Below are 16,329 nucleotides of genomic sequence, written 5' to 3' on the forward strand. Positions count from 1 at the left end.
CCGGGCACGGGCCGTGGACCTCTTCGTCTTCACCGCTTTCATGTGAGCAGGTCGGGCTCTGATCATGTCCGACCTGCTCACATGCCTGGACCGGCTTGTGCGGGTGGCTGCTCGGTCGGTGGGCGGCCCACATCTTGGACGTCGAGCCATGCGTCCCCGGTACTTGGGTGTGATGTATCAGCGATGGCGCCTTTCCTCCCTGCCGGAGCCTGCCGTGTCTTCGGCGTCGCATCTCCGGCTCGACGAGCCCTTGAGGCGAGCGGAGGGTGCCGCATCGAGGGGAGCGGCGCCGCTGCCGTGTTCAGGACAGCCGTCGGGCACCGCGTGTCGGACCGCTGAGCGGCCGCGCACACGGAAGGACCCGGGCGGCGCAGGGGGCGTTCCCCGCCGACCGGGTCCATATCCCGTGCAGCGGGGCGCGTCAGACCCCAGTGCGCAGGGCGATGCGCTCGTCGCCCGCGTACACGTTCATGCTGCTGCCGCGCAGGAAGCCGACCAGCGTCAGACCGGTCTCCGCCGCGAGGTCCACCGCCAGCGACGAGGGCGCGGACACGGCGGCGAGCACCGGGATGCCCGCCATCACCGCCTTCTGCGCCAGCTCGAACGACGCCCGCCCCGAGACCAGGAGGATCGACCGGGACAGCGGCAGCCGGTCGTCCGTCAGCGCCCGGCCGATGAGCTTGTCGACCGCGTTGTGCCGACCGACGTCCTCACGGATGTCGAGCAGCTCGCCCTCCGGCGAGAACAGCGCCGCCGCATGCAGGCCCCCGGTCCGGTCGAAGACCCGCTGCGCCGCCCGAAGCCGGTCGGGGAGGCCGGCGAGCAGAGCGGGCTCGACGCGGACCGGGGGAGTGTCGGCGATCGGGAAGTGCGCGGTGGTGCGTACGGCGTCCAGGCTGGCCTTGCCGCACAGACCGCAGGACGACGTGGTGTAGACGTTTCGTTCGAGGGTGATGTCCGGGACCGGGACGCCGTCCGCGAGCGCCACGTCCACCACGTTGTACGTGTTGGTGCCGTCCTCCTTGGCGCCCGCGCAGTACACGATCGACCGCACCTGGGAGGCGGCGTGCAGCACGCCCTCGCTGACCAGGAAACCCGCCGCGAGCGCGAAATCGTCGCCCGGGGTGCGCATGGTGATGGCGAGCGGCTTGCCGTTCAGCCGGATCTCCAGCGGTTCCTCGGCCACCAGCGTGTCGGGACGGGACGTGACCACCCCGTCCCTGATGCGGATGGTGCGGCGGCGCTCCGTGACCCGTCCCATGGCGATCAGTCCCATTCGTTCGATCAGCGCTGCTGTACGTGTTGATGGCCGAAACGGCCCTTGATGCAAGGGTTGCCGTGGGTCACCGGTGTCGTGGGCGAGGTGACCTTGACGATCTCATTCTCCTGCACAGGGAGGGTGAGGTTGCAGCCGACGCCGCAGTACGCGCACACGGTCGTCGTCCCGGTCCGGGCCGACTCGTCCCAGGTCCCGGCCGCCCGCATGTCGAATTCCGACTTGAAGGAGAGTGCCCCGGTCGGACACACCTCGATGCAGTTGCCGCAGTACGCGCACGCCGAGTCGGTCAGCGGCGCGTCGTGCTCCGTGGAGATACGGGCGTCGAAACCGCGTCCGGCGACGGCGATGGCGAACGTGTTCCGCCACTGGTCGCCGCAGGCGTCGACGCACTTGTAGCAGAGGATGCACTTGTCGTAGTCGCGGACGTAGAGGTCGTTGTCGATCTTCGGTTCCTCGTTCATCCGGGCCGCTTCCGGGCCGAAGCGGTCCGGCTCGGCCTCGTACTCCTTGATCCACTCGGCGGCACGCGGCGTCGTGGACAGATCCGTGGGCGAGGCCGGCAGCCGACGCGCGCCGCGCACCCTTCGGGAAGCTCCAAAGTCCGGGGCGGGAAGCTGTGGGAACACATGCCGCCGTACCGGTCGGTAGCAGCCAAGACTGGGTCTTTCCTGCTTACTGATCGAGGAGAACGCCATCCATGACCGGCTCACGTGTCGTCGCGCTCGGGCACTACCAGCCCTCCAAGGTGCTCACCAACGACGACCTGGCGGCCATGGTCGACACCAGTGACGAGTGGATCCGCAGCCGTGCCGGCATCCGGACCCGCCATGTCGCGGGCCCCGACGAGCCGGTCGATGAGCTCGCATCGCACGCCGCGGCCAAGGCGCTGGCCGCGGCCGGGCTCACGGCCGCCGACATCGACCTGGTGCTGGTCGCCACGTCGACGGCCGTCGACCGCTCGCCCAACATGGCGGCGCGGGTGGCGGCCCGGCTGGGCATGGGCTCGCCCGCGGTGATGGACCTCAATGTCGTCTGCGCCGGGTTCACCCACGCGCTCGCCACCGCCGACCACACCCTGCGGGCGGGTGCGGCCTCCAGGGCGCTGGTCATCGGGGCGGACAAGATGGCCGACATCGTGGACTGGACCGACCGCTCGACCTGCGTCCTCGTCGGCGACGGCGCCGGTGCGGCCGTGGTGGAGGCCACCCCCGAGAGGCAGGAACCCGGCATCGGTCCGGTGCTGTGGGGTTCGGTCCCCGAAATGGGGCACGCCGTGCGGATCGAGGGCACTCCGGCGCGCTTCGCGCAGGAGGGCCAGGCCGTCTACCGGTGGGCCACCACGCAGCTGCCGCCGATCGCACGCAAGGTCTGCGAACGTGCGGGCGTCGCGCCGGAGGAACTCGCGGCGGTGGTCCTGCACCAGGCCAACCTGCGGATCATCGAGCCGCTCGCGCAGAAGATCGGCGCCGTCAACGCCGTCGTCGCCCGCGACGTCGTCGACTCCGGCAACACCTCGGCCGCGTCGATCCCGATGGCGCTGTCCAAGCTGGTCGAGCGCGGGGACATCCGGTCCGGCGACCCGGTGCTTCTCTTCGGCTTCGGCGGGAACCTCTCGTACGCGGGCCAGGTCATCCGCTGCCCCTGACGCCCCGGGGCGGCACACTGAACGGCATGGTGAACAAGTGGAGCGCCGGGCTGCTGCTGTGGCGGCGGCGGGAAACCGGTGTCGAGGTGCTCCTCGGGCACATGGGCGGCCCGTTCTGGGAGTCGCGCGACGAGGCGGCATGGTCGATCCCGAAGGGTGAGTACACCCCTGACGAGGAGCCGATGGCCGCGGCGCGGCGGGAGTTCGCGGAGGAGCTCGGGCTCGAGGCCCCGGAGGGGCAGTGGCATCCGCTCGGCGAGGCGCGGCAGCCGAGCGGCAAGGTCGTGACGGCCTGGGCGTTGGAGGGCGACCTGGACACGTCCCTCGTCGTGCCGGGAACCTTCACCATGGAGTGGCCGCGGGGCTCGGGCCGGTTCAGCGAGTTCCCGGAGATCGACCGGGCGGAGTGGTACGGGCTTGACGAGGCGCGGCGGAAGCTGGTCAGCGGACAGCGGGTCTTCCTGGAGCGGCTGATTCCGCTTGTGGGGCAGGACGGTTGACGTGACCGGTTGGAGGGCCGGCGACGCACCGAGTCGGAGGCCGACCAACTCCTGTCCGTGCGCACGCTGCCGGAGGCGGAGGCCGCCAGGCTCGCGGCCGCGAACTCCGGCACGGCCGGCATCGAGGCCCTCGAGGAGCTGTGCGCCAAGGGGGAGCAGGCGGTCGCGGACGACGACGTCGACCTGGCGGTCGCCACCAACGTCGTCTTCCACGCCAAAGTGATGGAGTTCGCCGGCAACCTGGTCCTGGCGGAGCTCGCCGGGCAGGTCGACCGCAGTGTCCGCTGGTACTGCACCCCGGTCGCCCGGCGGCGGGGACGCCAGTCGTGGATCGAGCACCGCGAACTGATCGCGGCCATCTCCGCCCGCGACGAGAAGCGGGCCACGGAGGTCATGCGGGCGCACACGGAGAACACGCGCAAGACCTACCACCAGCACGAGCAGTCCTGACCCGGCGCCCGGTCGGGCGGGCGGGCGGTTCAGGTGGGCGGGTGGACGGCCGCATGTCGCCGTGCCGAGGTCTCCGTGTCGGTGGTAGCACTGACTGCGCCGACGAAGGAGAGCCGCCGTGGGAAGAATCGTGATCAGCGAGAACGTCTCGCTCGACGGAGTCGTCCAGGACCCGACCGGTGACGAGGGCTTCGAGCGCGGCGGCTGGTTCGCCCGGATCGGCGACAAGGACCGCGGCGCGTGGGCCGAGGCCGAGTTCGACGAGGCGCTGCGCGCCGATGCCCTGCTGCTGGGGCGCCGGAGCTACGAGTGGTTCGCGGCGCGCTGGCCCTCCCGCAGCGGCGCGTGGGCGGACAGGCTGAACAGCATGCCCAAGTACGTCGTCTCCTCGACCCTCGAAGACCCCGACTGGAACAACTCGTCGGTCCTGAAGGGTGAGGTGGTGGGCGCGGTCTCCAGGCTGAAGCAGGAGCTCGGCGGTGAGATCGTCGTCTACGGCAGCCGTCGGCTCGCCCGCACGCTGATGGAGCACGATCTGGTGGACGAGCTGCGGCTGATGGTCCATCCGGTGCTGCTCGGCGCAGGCGAGTCGATCTTCGGCGGGATCAGCGAGGAGAAGCCTGTCCGCCTCCTCGGCAACCGTACCGTCGGTGACGGCCTCGCCTGTCTCACCTACGAGCTCCTCCGCGACGCCTGACCTTCGTACACCCGTCCGTCGCACGTCTCGCGTGCCCGCTTTCATCCAGATTTGCGCACGTTCGAACGTACCCGGTACGGACAAGGGCGACAGGCTCGGCGTCGACCCGGCGACCGCTCTTTGTCCCGGGTGTGGAGAAAGTTGGACCGGACTGCGCGCAAGTTCTTCCCAGTTCGGTGCAGCGCTGCTACGTTCCCCTCGAAAGCCCGACGGAGACAGCCGACCGGGTCCCCAGCCGAAGGCCAGGGGAGGGGAGGGGCACGTGAGACGGATGACCGCTCGACCCGCGAACGCGCATCAGGCGCGACTGCTCCGGCTGCTGCGTGACGGCGGGCCCAACTCACGCGCGCAGCTGGGGGACCAGGTCGACCTGTCCCGGTCCAAGCTGGCCGTGGAGGTCGACCGGCTGCTGGAGACCGGACTCGTCGTCGCCGACGGGCTCGCCGCCTCCCGCGGCGGCCGCCGGTCCCACAACATCAGGCTCGCGCCCGCGCTCCGCTTCCTCGGTGTGGACATCGGCGCCACCTCGATCGATGTCGCCGTCACCAACGCCGAGTTGGAGGTCCTGGGGCATCTCAACCACCCCATGGACGTCCGTGAGGGTCCGGTCGCCGTCTTCGAGCAGGTGCTGTCGATGGCGGCCAAGCTCAAGGCCTCCGGTCTCGCGGAGGGCTTCGACGGCGCCGGCATCGGGGTTCCCGGCCCGGTCCGCTACCCCGAGGGCGTGCCGGTCGCGCCCCCGATCATGCCCGGATGGGACGGCTTCCCCGTACGGGAGGCCCTCAGCCAGGATCTCGGCTGCCCTGTCATGGTCGACAACGACGTGAACCTGATGGCGATGGGCGAGCAGCACGCCGGTGTCGCGCGGTCCGTCGGTGACTTCCTGTGCATCAAGATCGGCACGGGCATCGGCTGCGGCATCGTCGTCGGCGGTGAGGTCTACCGCGGTACGACGGGCAGCGCCGGCGACATCGGGCACATCCAGGTCGCACCCGAAGGCCGGGCCTGCGCCTGCGGCAACCGGGGCTGCCTGGAGGCGCACTTCAGCGGAGCCGCCCTCGCGCGCGACGCCGAGGAAGCCGCGCGGGCCGGCAGGTCGGTGGAGCTCGCCACCCGGCTGGAGGCGGCCGGGCAGCTCACGGCCGTGGACGTGTCAGCGGCCGCCGCGGCCGGCGACGCCGCGGCACTGGACCTCATCCGTGAGGGAGGGAACCGTCTCGGCCAGGTCATCGCCGGGCTCGTCAGCTTCTTCAACCCGGGTCTCGTCGTGATCGGCGGCGGGGTCACCGGCCTCGGCCACACCCTGCTCGCGAGCGTACGGACCCAGGTCTACCGGCAGTCCCTGCCGCTCGCGACCGGCAATCTCCCTATCGTGCTCGGCGAGTTGGGACCGGCCGCCGGCGTCATCGGCGCGGCCCGACTCATCAGCGACCACCTGTTCTCGCCGGCCTGACCGGGCCGGACGACTCGTCACGCACCACAACACCGTCGCAGTACCGAACGGCACCACCCGCACCACCCCCGCAGCGCGGAACACCACGGCGCCACCCGCACGCCGAACACCACCGCACCACCCTGCACACACCGCGCCGCGAACGGCGCCCCGCACTGGTCGCGTGGCATCCAGGCCACGCCCGCTTCCACCCGTACGCCCCGGCACTCATGACGCCAGGGGCGCCCCAGAGCCGCCCGCGATCGCTACCTCAACCCCCGTTCCGCCCTGCCCGCTCACCGGCCGCACCCGCCGAGGGGATTCGTCATGGCACCAGAACCACCCCTGCTCACCATGTCCGGCATCACCAAGTCGTTCCCGGGCGTCCGCGCCCTGGACGGCGTGGACCTCGAGGTCCAGGCCGGTGAGGTCCACTGCCTCCTCGGCCAGAACGGCGCCGGCAAATCCACCCTGATCAAGGTGCTCGCCGGGGCCCACCAGCCCGACGGCGGGGAGATCACCTGGCGGGGCGAGGCAGTCTCCCTCAAGTCGCCCATCGCGGCCATGCGTCTCGGCATCGCCACCATCTACCAGGAACTCGACCTGGTGGAAGGGCTGTCCGTCGCTGAGAACGTCTTCCTCGGGCACGAGCCCACGTCGGCCGGATTCGTCGTGCGCGGCGGGGCGGCCCGCACCGCGGCCGCCGGTCTCCTCAAGAGGCTCGGCCACCCGGAGATCGATCCCGCGCGGCTCGTCGGCGACCTCTCCGCCGCCCAGCAGCAGATCGTCTCCATGGCCCGCGCCCTGTCCCACGAGGTACGGCTCATCGTGATGGACGAGCCGTCCGCCGCGCTCGACCCGGACGAGGTCGACAACCTCTTCCGCATCGTGGGCGACCTGACGGCGGACGGGGTCGCCGTCGTCCACATCTCCCACCGCCTGGAAGAGATCCGGCGGATCGGCGACCGGGTCACCGTCCTCAAGGACGGCAGGGCCGTCGCGGTCGGACTGCCGGCCAAGTCCACCCCGACCCGCGACGTGGTCGCCCTGATGACCGGGCGCAACGTCGAATACGTCTTCCCCGAACGTCCCGCCGCCGGCGCCGCCGAGGGCAGGCAACCGGTGCTGAGCGTCGAAGGGCTCACCCGGCACGGCGAGTTCACGCCCGTCGACCTGGAGCTGCGGCCGGGCGAGATCGTCGGCCTGGCGGGGCTGGTCGGTTCCGGACGCAGCGAGATCCTGGAGACGATCTACGGAGCACGCAGGGCCGACGCCGGCCGTGTCCTCGTCGACGGCACCGCCCTGCGGCCCGGCAGCGTCCGTGCCGCCGTCCGCGCAGGCATCGGGCTCGCCCCCGAGGAACGCAAGGCGCAGGGCCTGCTGATGCTCGAGTCGGTCACCCGCAACGTCTCCATCTCCACGCTCTCCCGCTTCTCCCGCTCGGGCTGGCTCGACCACCGTGCCGAGCGGGCCGCCGCGCAACAGGCCGCCAGGGAACTGTCGTTGCGCCCCGACAACCCCGACGCCCGCATCCGCACCCTCTCCGGCGGCAACCAGCAGAAGGCGGTGCTCGCCCGCTGGCTGCTGCGCGGATGCAAGGTGCTGCTGCTGGACGAGCCCACCCGCGGCGTCGACGTCGGCGCCCGCGCCGAGCTCTACGCAGTGATCCGCCGGCTGGCCGACGAAGGCCTCGCCGTACTTCTTGTATCCAGCGAAGTGCCCGAAGTCCTGGGCCTCGCCGACCGGGTGCTGGTGCTCCGCGAAGGCAGCGTCGTGCACGCGGCGGACGCCCGGGAGCTCGACGAGCACCGCGTACTCGACCTCGTGATGGAAGGGAGCTGAGACGGCATGACGCAGCCGGCCACCCCGGCGCAGCAGGACGCGCCGATGCCTGCCGCCAAGTCCGCAACGGACAAGGGGGGTTCACACCGTCCGCTCGGACTGCGCCTCGACGTCCGCAACCTGTCGCTGCTCGGTGTGCTCGCCGTGCTCGTGGCGGTCGGCGGCATCACCAAACCGGACGAGTTCCTCGCGACGAGCAATCTCCAGCTCGTCCTCACCCAGGCTTCCGTCATCGGTGTCGTCACCGTCGGCATGACCTTCGTCATCACCAGCGGAGGGATCGACCTGTCCGTCGGTGCCATCGTGGCGCTCGCCTCGGTGTGGGCGACGACGGTGGCCACCCAGGAGTACGGCTTCACCGGCATCCTGTTCACCGCGGTGATCGTCGGCGTCGGCTGCGGACTGGTGAACGGCCTGCTCATCGCGTACGGCCGGATGGTGCCCTTCATCGCCACCCTCGCGATGCTCGCCTCCGCCCGCGGTCTCGCCCTGCAGATCACGGACGGCAAGACCCAGATCGTCACCGTCGACTCCGTGCTCGACCTCGGCATCAGGGACGCCTACATCCTCGGCATCCCGCCCCTGGTACTGGTCTTCGCCGCCGTCACCGTCATCGGCTGGCTCGTCCTGGGCCGCACCACCTTCGGCCGGCGCACCGTCGCCGTCGGCGGCAACGCGGAGGCCGCCCGGCTCGCCGGCATCGACGTCCGTCGCCAGCGGCTCTACCTCTACCTGCTGTCCGGCCTGTGCTGCGGGATCGCCGCCTTCATGCTGATCGTGCTGGCCGGCTCCGGCCAGAACACCAACGGCAACCTCTACGAACTCGACGCCATCGCCGCCGCGATCATCGGCGGCACCCTGCTCAGCGGCGGTCGCGGCACCATCGTCGGCTCCGTACTCGGTGTTCTCGTCTTCACCACTATCACCAACATCTTCGCCCTCAACAACCTCGAGAGCGCCGTCCAGCAGATCGCCAAGGGCGCCATCATCGTCGCCGCCGTACTCGTCCAGCACCGGACCCTGCGCGGCCAGGACTCCTGACACCCCGCAGCGTGCGCGGCAGCCGGGCCCGACCCTCCGCGCACCCCCTCTCCGTATATCCGCAGCACCCGCCAGGACCGCCCAGTGAAGGGGTAGACCCGCCATGCCAGAAACCCCGTCCACCAGCCGCAGAGGACTGCTCTTCGGCACCGCCGCGATCGGCGCCGGCGCACTGCTCACCGCGTGCACCAGCAACGAGCCCAAGAAGCAGGAGGCGGCCACCGACAATGCGCCGGTCGCCGACGACAAGCCCGGCAAGGCCGTCACCATCGGCTTCGCGGGGCCCCAGGCCGACCACGGCTGGCTGAACGCCATCAACCAGAACGCCAAGTCGCGAGCGGAGCGTTACTCCGACGTCACCCTGGAGATCACGGAAGGGTCCAACGACACGGCCGCCCAGATCGGGCAGGTCCAGACCCTGATCAACAAGAAGGTCGACGTCCTCGTCATCCTGCCGGCCGACGGCAAGGCACTCACCCAGGTGGGTCTGCAGGCCATGAAGGCGGGCATCCCGGTCGTCAACCTGGACCGCATCTTCGCATCACCGCAGGCCTACCGCTGCTGGATCGGCGGCGACAACTACGGCATGGGCCTCAATGCCGGCAACTACATCGGCGAGCAGCTCAAGGACAAGCCGAACGCCAAGGTCATCGAGCTCGCCGGGCTGGACAACCTGGAGCTCACCAAGCAGCGCACCCAGGGCTTCGACGACGCCCTGAAGAACTATCCGAACATCAAGAAGGTGGCCCGCCAGGCGGCCGACTTCACCGTGGAGTCCGGCCAGGCCAAGATGGCCCAACTGCTCCAGGCCCAGTCGCAGTTCGACGCGCTGTGGAACCACGACGACGACCAGGGCGTGGGCGCGCTGCGCGCCATCGCACAGGCCGGCCGCAAGGACTTCCTGATGGTCGGCGGCGCCGGGGCGAAGTCCGCGATGGACGCCATCAAGGCCGACGACAGCGTACTCAAGGCCACCGTCCTGTACCCGCCGACGATGGCGGCGTCCGCCATCGACCTCGCCCGCGCCCTCGGACAGGGCAAGGGCATCAGCGGCATGGCCGAGCTGGAGATCCCGGCCTCCCTCACCCTCTACTCGGCCGTCGTCACCAAGGACAACGTCGACGAGTACCTGCCCACCGGCTTCAACTGAGCGGAGGCGCGCCCGCCCCCACCGAGCACACCGACGAGACCGTTGACTCCGACGAGGAGGATTCCGTATGCACCAGAGGGACAGTGAGGCCGCACCGCCGACACTCGGCGTCGGCATGGTCGGATACGCGTTCATGGGCGCCGCCCACTCCCAGGGGTGGCGCACCGCGGGACGCGTCTTCGACCTGCCGCTGCGGCCGGTCCTCGCCGCGATCGCCGGCCGTGACGCCGCCGCAGTGCGTGCCGCGGCCGGCAAGCACGGCTGGGCCGCGGCGGAGACCGACTGGCGCGCCCTCGTGGCCCGCGACGACGTGCAACTCGTCGACGTCTGCACACCGGGCGACAGCCATGCGGAGATCGCGATCGCGGCACTGGAGGCGGGCAAGCACGTCCTGTGCGAGAAGCCCCTGGCGAACTCGGTCGCCGAGGCGGAGGCCATGGTCGCGGCGGCCGCACGGGCCCGGCGCAACGGACAGCTCGCGATGGTCGGTTTCAACTACCGCAGGGTGCCCGCGCTCACCTACGCCCGCCGGCTCGTCGCCGAGGGCAGGATCGGCACCCTGCGGCACGTGCGGGTGACCTACCTACAGGACTGGCTGGTGGACCGGGACTTCCCGCTGACCTGGCGGCTCGAGCGCGAGCACGCGGGATCAGGGGCGCTCGGTGACCTCGGCGCCCACATCGTCGACCTCGCGCAGTACCTGGCGGGGGAGCCCTTGGTGGGGGTCTCCGCCCAACTGGAGACGTTCGTCAAGGAGCGCCCGCTGCTCCAGGGCGCCTCCGCCGGCCTGACCGCGTCGGGCGGCACGCAGCGGGGGCCGGTCACGGTCGACGACGCGGCAGTCTTCACCGGCAGGCTGGAGTCCGGCGCGCTGGCCACGTTCGAGGCGACCCGGATGGCCTCGGGCCGTAAGAACGCCCTGCGGCTGGAGATCAACGGTGAGCAGGGCTCGCTCTCCTTCGACCTCGAGCGGCTCAACGAGCTCTCCTTCCACGACCACCACGAGCCCGCCGCCACGGCCGGGTTCCGCCGGATCCTCGTCACGGAGGCGGAGCACCCGTATCTGGAGGCGTGGTGGCCGCCGGGCCACGCGCTCGGCTACGAGCACACGTTCGCGCACCAGGCCCGCGACCTGGTCGAGGCGATCGCCTCGGGGACCGATCCGGTCCCGTCGTTCGCCGACGGGCTCCAGGTCCAGCGGGTGCTGGCGGCGGTGGAGGAGAGCGCACAGAAGAACTCCGTCTACACCCCCGTCCAGGCGGTGGAGGCAGTACAGGCTTGACGGCCGGCAGAGATCCGGCAGGACCCGGTTTGGAGGCGCCATGCCACGCCCGTTCACACTGTTCACCGGCCAGTGGGCCGATCTGCCGCTCGAGGAGGTCTGTTCACTCGCCCGCGACTTCGGCTACGACGGTCTGGAACTCGCCTGCTGGGGCGACCACTTCGAGGTCGACAAGGCCTTGGCCGACCCGTCCTACCTCGACGGCAGGCACGCCCTGCTGGAGAAGTACGGCCTCAAGTGCTGGGCCGTGTCCAACCATCTGGTCGGCCAGGCGGTCTGCGACAACCCCATCGACGAACGCCACCGGGGCATCCTGCCCGCCCGGATCTGGGGCGACGGGGAACCGGAGGGCGTACGGCAGCGGGCCGCCGCGGAGTTGAAGGACACCGCGCGGGCCGCCGCGGCCTTCGGCGTCGACACCGTCGTCGGATTCACCGGCTCGTCGATCTGGCATCTCGTCGCGATGTTCCCGCCGGTGCCCGAGCGGATGATCGAGCGCGGCTACGAGGACTTCGCCGAACGCTGGAACCCGATCCTCGACGTCTTCGACGCCGAGGGCGTCCGCTTCGCCCACGAGGTGCACCCCAGCGAGATCGCCTACGACTACTGGACCACGAAACGCGCCCTGGAGGCGGTCGGCCACCGGCCGGCCTTCGGGCTCAACTTCGACCCGAGCCACTTCGTGTGGCAGGACCTGGATCCGGTCGGCTTCCTGTACGACTTCCGGGACCGGATCTACCACGTCGACTGCAAGGAGGCCCGTAAGCGTCTGGACGGGCGCAACGGGCGGCTCGGTTCGCATCTGCCGTGGGGTGACCCGCGGCGCGGCTGGGACTTCGTCTCCGCCGGACACGGTGACGTGCCGTGGGAAGACGTGTTCCGGATGCTGCGCTCGATCGGCTACGAGGGACCCGTCTCGGTGGAGTGGGAAGACGCCGGCATGGACCGCCTGATGGGCGCTCCGCAAGCGCTTGCCGATCTGAAGCGCTTCGACTTCGATCCTCCGTCGGCCTCGTTCGACGCCGCGTTCTCGGGCGGCGACAGCTAGAAACGCCCAGGTACGGCCCGGTGGCGAGGGATGTCGCCGGGCCGGTCAGGGCTGCCCGGGCACGCCTTTGTCCTGTGCTGGGAAAAAGTTCAACTTCCTTGCTGCACAAGGGCTTTCGGTCCAGGACCAACCCGGCTACGGTCCCATCTCGTGTACACGACATAGGTGGTTCGGGAGTGACGGCGCACTCCGGTTCCACGGCACACCGCCCCGTTCGACCGGCCTTACCGGAGGACATTCGTGCACAGAACAAGGCCCAGGGCCCGCAAGGCTCTCGCACTCCTCACCGGCGGTCTTCTGGCCGCCGGCTCGCTCGCCCTCACCGCGCCGACCACCGCGTCCGCCGCAGACCCCCAGACGGCGGTCGCCGCGGCCGCGGAGGAATTCCAGCAGGTCACACTCGCCAAGGGCGGTGAGGAGACCGGCGAGCCCATGTCGCTGGCCGTCCTGCCCGACCGCAGTGTGCTGCACACCTCCCGCAGCGGCGAGCTGCGTATGACGGACGCCGCCGGCAACACCCGCGTCGTCGGCGCCGTCCCCGTCTACTCGCACGACGAAGAGGGACTCCAAGGCGTCGGCCTGGACCCGAACTTCGCGCAGAACCGTTTCATTTACCTCTACTACGCACCGCCCATGGACACCCCCGCGGGCGACGCCCCGGGCGAGGGCACCGCGGCCGACTTCGCCAAGTACGACGGCGTCAACCGGCTGTCGCGGTTCGTGCTCCGTGCGGACGGCACGCTGGACAACACCAGCGAGAAGAAGATCATCGACATCCCCGCGACCCGCGGCATCTGCTGCCACGTCGGCGGTGACATCGACTTCGACGCCGAGGGCAACCTCTACCTGTCGACCGGCGACGACTCCAACCCCTTCGCCTCCGACGGCTACACGCCCATCGACGACCGGCCCGGACGCAACCCCGCTTACGACGCCCGCCGCACCTCCGGCAACACCAACGACCTGCGCGGCAAGATCCTCCGTATCAAGGTCGAGGCCGACGGCTCGTACTCCATCCCCGAGGGCAACCTCTTCGCCCCCGGCACGGACAAGACCCGGCCCGAGATCTACGCGATGGGCTTCCGCAACCCGTTCCGCTTCAGCGTCGACAAGAAGACCGGAGTCCTCTACGTCGGTGACTACGGCCCCGACGCAGGCACCGCCGACCCGAAGCGCGGACCCGCCGGCCAGGTCGAGTTCGCCCGCCTCACCGGCCCCGGCAACTTCGGCTGGCCGTTCTGCACCGGCGACAACGACCCTTACGTCGACTACGACTTCGCCACCAAGACCTCCGGCGCGACGTTCGACTGCGCGAATCCGAAGAACACCTCGCCGCACAACACCGGCCTGGTCGACCTGCCGCCCGCACAGCCCGCCTGGATCCCGTACGACGGCGGCTCCGTCCCCGAGTTCGGCAGCGGCTCCGAATCCCCGATGGGCGGCCCGGTCTACCACTACGACGCCGGGCTCGACTCCCCGGTGAAGTTCCCCGAGGCGTACGACGGCGACTTCTTCGCCGGTGAGTTCGGCCGGCGCTGGATCAAGCGCATCGACATGGCGGAGGACGGCGCCGCCCGCTCGATCAACCCCGTCCCGTGGACCGGCACCCAGATCATGGACATGGCCTTCGGCCCGGACGGCGCGCTGTACGTCCTCGACTACGGCACCGCCTGGTTCGGCGGCGACGAGAACGCCGGCCTGTACCGCATCGAGAACGCCACCGGCGGACGCTCCCCGGTCGCGGAGGCCTCCGCGGACAAGACGTCCGGCCAGGCGCCGATGCGCGTCAACTTCTCCTCCGGCGGAACCACCGACGCGGACGGCGACGCCCTCACCTACAGCTGGGACTTCGGCGACGGCGCCACCTCCACGGAGGCGAACCCGGTCCACAACTACACCAAGAACGGCACCTACACGGCGACCGTCACGGCGAAGGACCCGACGGGCCGCACCGGCTCCGCCAGTGTCCACATCGTCGTCGGCAACACCGCACCCAAGGTGGAGCTCGAACTGCCCGCCGAGGGCAAGCTGTTCGACTTCGGCGACGAGATCCCGTTCAAGGTGACCGTCACCGATCCCGAGGACGGCACCATCGACTGCACCAAGGTCACGGTGAACTACGTCCTCGGCCACGACAGCCACGGCCACCCCATCACCTCCGCCAAGGGCTGCGAAGGCACCATCAAGACCTCGGCCGACGGCGGACACGACCCGAACGCCAACATCTTCGGAGTCCTCGACGCCGAGTACACCGACGGCGGAGGCGGCGGCCAGGCCGCGCTGACCAGCCACGACCAGGCACAGCTCCAGCCGCGCCACCGGCAGGCCGAGCACTTCGACGGCCAGTCCGGCATCAGGACGTACGACAAGGCGGCCGCCCACGGCGGCAAGACCGTCGGCGACATCAACAACGGCGACTGGATCTCCTTCGAGCCCTACGACCTGACCGGCTCCAAGAAGCTCACCGCCCGCGTCTCCTCCGGCGGCGCCGGCGGCGTCCTCGAGGTGCGCACCGGGGCCGTGGACGGCAAGCTCCTCGGCTCCGCACCGGTCCCCGTCACCGGCAGCTGGGAGACCTTCCAGGACCTCGACGTGGCCCTGCGGGGCGTCCCCGAGCGGACGACGGAACTCTTCCTGGTCTTCAAGGGAGGCGCAGGAGCGCTTTACGACGTGGACGACTTCAAGCTTTCTGAGACCCCCGTCGACAAGGCCGCCGAACGCGTCCTCGTCTTCTCGAAGACCGGCGGCTTCCGCCACGACTCCATCCCGGCGGGTATCACGGCCCTGAAGGAACTCGGCGGCTCCGCCGGCATCACCGTCGACAGCACGGAGGCGGCCGGCCAGTTCACCGCAGCCAACCTCGCGAAGTACGACGCCGTCGTGTTCCTCTCCACCACGGGTGACGTGCTCAACGCCGAACAGCAGAAGGCGTTCGAGGACTACGTCGCGGCGGGCGGCGGCTACATGGGCGTCCACGCCGCGGCCGACACCGAGTACGACTGGGAGTTCTACGGCGGCCTCGTCGGCGCCTACTTCGCCTCCCACCCGCACATCCAGCCCGCCACCGTCCGCGTCGAGGACCACGACCACCCGGCCACCTCGCACATCGACGGCCCCTGGGAGCGCACCGACGAGTGGTACAACTACCGCACCAACCCGCGTGAGCAGGCCCGCGTCCTCGCCACCCTCGACGAGACCACCTACCAGGGGGGCACCATGAAGGGCGACCACCCGATCGCCTGGTGCCAGACCTACGAGGGCGGCCGCGCCTTCTACACCGGCGGCGGCCACACCAAGGAGTCCTACGCCGAGCCGGCCTTCCGTCAGCACCTCCTCGGCGGACTGAAGTACGCGACCGGCCAGGTGACGGCCGACTGCAAGCCGCGGACCGGCTACCGGACCATCTTCAACGGCGAGACCCTCGAGGGCTGGAAGCAGGCCGGGCCGGGCAAGTTCAACGTCGTCGACGGCGAACTGCGCACCGAGGGCGGCATGGGCATGCTGTGGTACCAGGCCAAGGAGCTCGGCTCGTACTCGCTGAAGCTCGACTGGAAGATGGAAGGCGACGACAACTCCGGTGTCTTCGTGGGCTTCCCGGCCTCCGACGACCCGTGGTCCGCCGTCAACAACGGCTACGAGGTCCAGATCGACGCCACCGACGCCGCCGACCGCACCACCGGCGCCGTCTACGGCTTCAAATCGGCCGACCTCCAGGCCCGTGACCAGGCTCTGAAGCCGCCCGGCCAGTGGAACAACTACGAGATCCGGGTCGAGGGAGAGCGTCTGCGGGTCTTCCTCAACGGAGTGAAGATCAACGACTTCACCAACACCGACCCGGTCCGCAGCCTCAAGGACGGCTACATCGGCATCCAGAACCACGGGGCCGACGACCAGGTGTCCTTCCGGGACATCCAGCTGAAGGAGCTGCCCTCCTAGGCTGCGGGCCGGGGCCGCCCATTTGCC

11 protein-coding genes and 2 pseudogenes are annotated in these 16,329 nt (G+C 70.2%); 11 read left to right on the plus strand and 2 right to left on the minus strand.

The window, feature by feature from the left end; all coding sequences use genetic code 11:
* Positions 1–421 precede the first annotated feature (421 nt).
* Positions 422–1,261: a formate dehydrogenase accessory sulfurtransferase FdhD gene (fdhD, locus tag MDN94_RS21685; RefSeq protein WP_482728202.1), complete on the minus strand. Its 840-nt coding sequence runs from the start codon at positions 1,259–1,261 to the stop codon at positions 422–424.
* Positions 1,262–1,284: 23 nt separating this feature from the next.
* Positions 1,285–1,842, minus strand: a pseudogene (locus MDN94_RS21690) (4Fe-4S dicluster domain-containing protein); the annotation flags it as partial.
* Positions 1,843–1,976: 134 nt separating this feature from the next.
* Between MDN94_RS21690 and MDN94_RS21695 the strand changes: the two are divergent.
* The 11 genes and pseudogenes from MDN94_RS21695 (at position 1,977) to MDN94_RS21745 (ending at position 16,302) form a co-directional block, all read left to right on the plus strand.
* Positions 1,977–2,924: a beta-ketoacyl-ACP synthase III gene (locus tag MDN94_RS21695; RefSeq protein ID WP_482727543.1), complete on the plus strand. Its 948-nt coding sequence runs from the start codon at positions 1,977–1,979 to the stop codon at positions 2,922–2,924.
* Between the two features lie 26 nt (positions 2,925–2,950).
* Positions 2,951–3,424 (plus strand): NUDIX hydrolase, encoded by a 474-nt coding sequence (locus MDN94_RS21700; RefSeq protein WP_482727544.1) that lies wholly within the window; start codon positions 2,951–2,953, stop codon positions 3,422–3,424.
* A gap of 27 nt (positions 3,425–3,451) precedes the next feature.
* A pseudogene (locus MDN94_RS21705) lies at positions 3,452–3,874 on the plus strand (FCD domain-containing protein); the annotation flags it as partial.
* Between the two features lie 118 nt (positions 3,875–3,992).
* Positions 3,993–4,571 carry a dihydrofolate reductase family protein gene (locus MDN94_RS21710; RefSeq protein WP_482727545.1) on the plus strand — a complete coding sequence of 193 codons (579 nt, stop codon included), beginning with the start codon at positions 3,993–3,995 and terminating at the stop codon, positions 4,569–4,571.
* 271 nt (positions 4,572–4,842) lie between these two features.
* Positions 4,843–6,024: an ROK family transcriptional regulator gene (locus MDN94_RS21715; RefSeq protein ID WP_482727546.1), complete on the plus strand. Its 1,182-nt coding sequence runs from the start codon at positions 4,843–4,845 to the stop codon at positions 6,022–6,024.
* Between the two features lie 306 nt (positions 6,025–6,330).
* On the plus strand, positions 6,331–7,845 hold the full coding sequence (locus MDN94_RS21720; protein ID WP_482727547.1) for a sugar ABC transporter ATP-binding protein: 1,515 nt from the start codon (positions 6,331–6,333) through the stop codon (positions 7,843–7,845).
* A gap of 6 nt (positions 7,846–7,851) precedes the next feature.
* Positions 7,852–8,886: an ABC transporter permease gene (locus MDN94_RS21725; protein ID WP_482727548.1), complete on the plus strand. Its 1,035-nt coding sequence runs from the start codon at positions 7,852–7,854 to the stop codon at positions 8,884–8,886.
* 103 nt (positions 8,887–8,989) lie between these two features.
* Entirely contained in the window at positions 8,990–10,036 is a 1,047-nt protein-coding gene (locus MDN94_RS21730; protein ID WP_441261738.1) for a substrate-binding domain-containing protein, read from the plus strand.
* A gap of 67 nt (positions 10,037–10,103) precedes the next feature.
* A complete protein-coding gene (locus MDN94_RS21735; RefSeq protein WP_482727549.1) occupies positions 10,104–11,318 on the plus strand; it encodes a Gfo/Idh/MocA family protein in 1,215 nt (404 codons plus the stop codon).
* A gap of 40 nt (positions 11,319–11,358) precedes the next feature.
* Positions 11,359–12,366, plus strand: a complete 1,008-nt coding sequence (locus MDN94_RS21740) for a sugar phosphate isomerase/epimerase family protein (protein ID WP_482727550.1) — start codon at positions 11,359–11,361, stop codon at positions 12,364–12,366.
* Positions 12,367–12,606: 240 nt separating this feature from the next.
* Positions 12,607–16,302 (plus strand): ThuA domain-containing protein, encoded by a 3,696-nt coding sequence (locus MDN94_RS21745; protein ID WP_482727551.1) that lies wholly within the window; start codon positions 12,607–12,609, stop codon positions 16,300–16,302.
* The last annotated feature ends 27 nt before the right edge of the window (positions 16,303–16,329 follow it).

The organism is Streptomyces sp. WAC00040 (assembly GCF_056835925.1).